Annotated in this window: 2 protein-coding genes; one reads left to right on the top strand and one right to left on the bottom strand. The window is 62.4% G+C overall.

The window, feature by feature from the left end; translation table 11 throughout:
- On the bottom strand, positions 1-1,095 hold a 1,095-nt coding region (locus tag QET40_RS00020), incomplete at its 3' end, for an autotransporter outer membrane beta-barrel domain-containing protein (protein ID WP_280125121.1).
- 54 nt (positions 1,096-1,149) lie between these two features.
- Between QET40_RS00020 and QET40_RS00015 the strand changes: the two genes are divergently transcribed.
- Positions 1,150-1,411: hypothetical protein (locus QET40_RS00015; protein ID WP_280125120.1), on the top strand; the 262-nt coding region annotated here is incomplete at its 3' end.

Here is a 1,411-nt window from a genome sequence, read left to right as displayed (position 1 = left end):
CGGCTGGAAGATCGCATTGTTCTCTTCGTTCAAGGCAATGTCGTAGGTCGCTTCGTACATCGCTCCATACGTGGAACCGCTCGTCGAGCCGTGTCCCGTGTAGCTGCCTTCTCCGTAGTTGACGGTACGGTCGACCGTTCCGTCGCTCCAACCCGCCGTCACGATGAAGTTGTGACCCCACTTGCCCTTCTGGTACCGGGCGAACAGGTTCGCGTAGTAGATGTCCAGGTCGCCGCTCAAAGTGTCGGCTCCGTTCGACGTCAGCTTGCCATAGCTCGCCGACATCGCCAGCCCCACCGTGAGCCTTTCGCTCAGGTTCGTGTCCACACCGAAGGTTCCTCCCCAGGTGTTGTATTTGTAACCGGCGAAGTCGCCCGACTCCGTCAGGCTGTTATACGTCCCCGTGGCCTGTACCCAGGCGTTCCACAGCGGCAGTTCGCCGTCGTAGTTGTACCCTTCGGGAAGCCCCATGGTCGTCATCCGGTTGCGCAGCAGAGTCTGCTGGTAGCGGTAGTCCGCCTGCTGGGCCCCCAGAAGGCTCGTTACCGTGCTGCCGGCGGCGGCGGCCATCTTGTGGCTGGCCGAGGAGGCACTGCCCGTCTTGATGTCGTCCATGATGGAGGAGAGGAGCAAGTCGAGATTGCTGCCGCTCTTCTGCAGTCCGGCGTTCCAAATGAGACCGGCCCCGGCCTTGGCCGTTTCGGATCCGGCGTATTGATCCAGCGTATTGACCTTGTTGAGGACGGGGGTTGCCAGCAGCTGGCGGCCGTCGTGGCCGATGGAGAGGTCGGCCGACGTGTAGAACAGTGAAATGCTCTTCTCAAACGTCACCGTCCAGTCTGTGAAATCCGTCCCGCTTCCCAGCGTTTGGCCGGAGACGTTCAGGAAACCTCCCGTCGCGTCCATCACGACCAGGTCGGACAACGGCGCATTCCAGCCTTCGGAATCGTGGTTGATGAACCGCAGGGACATGCGTTCCGGCAGCGTCACCGTACCCGTGGCGGATACCGACGTGTTGTCGATCCCCGGAGCCGCTACCGTCGTCAGGAGGGAGCCTTCGCCGAAGGCCGCGTTCCCGGAGATGTCCAGTTTCATATGGCCCACCGTAGAGGCGGGATCCGATGTCCCGAGAACCAGGCTCCCCCCTCCATGGACCAGAAGGCCGGAGGACTTCGCGTTGTTCTTCAGGACGAGTTCCGCCCCGTCGTTCACCGCCAGATGTCCGTAGGAAGCCGTGCCGGACGGGAGATCCACGACAAGGCGGCCGCCCTGGACGTCAAGACTCAGCGAGTCATTGCTCATGGCAAGCGTCTGCGTCCCCGTACCGGCCTTCGCCAACGTACCCCGGCCCTCCATCGCGAAGGAGATCGTTCCTTCGCCATTGCCTGTGAGTTTCAGGACGGCAGGCGCC

Source organism: Akkermansia sp. N21169 (assembly GCF_029854675.1).
GTDB lineage: Bacteria > Verrucomicrobiota > Verrucomicrobiia > Verrucomicrobiales > Akkermansiaceae > Akkermansia.
The sequence above is the reverse complement of the archived record's forward strand: the minus strand, read 5'-3'. Positions and strand labels throughout refer to the sequence as shown.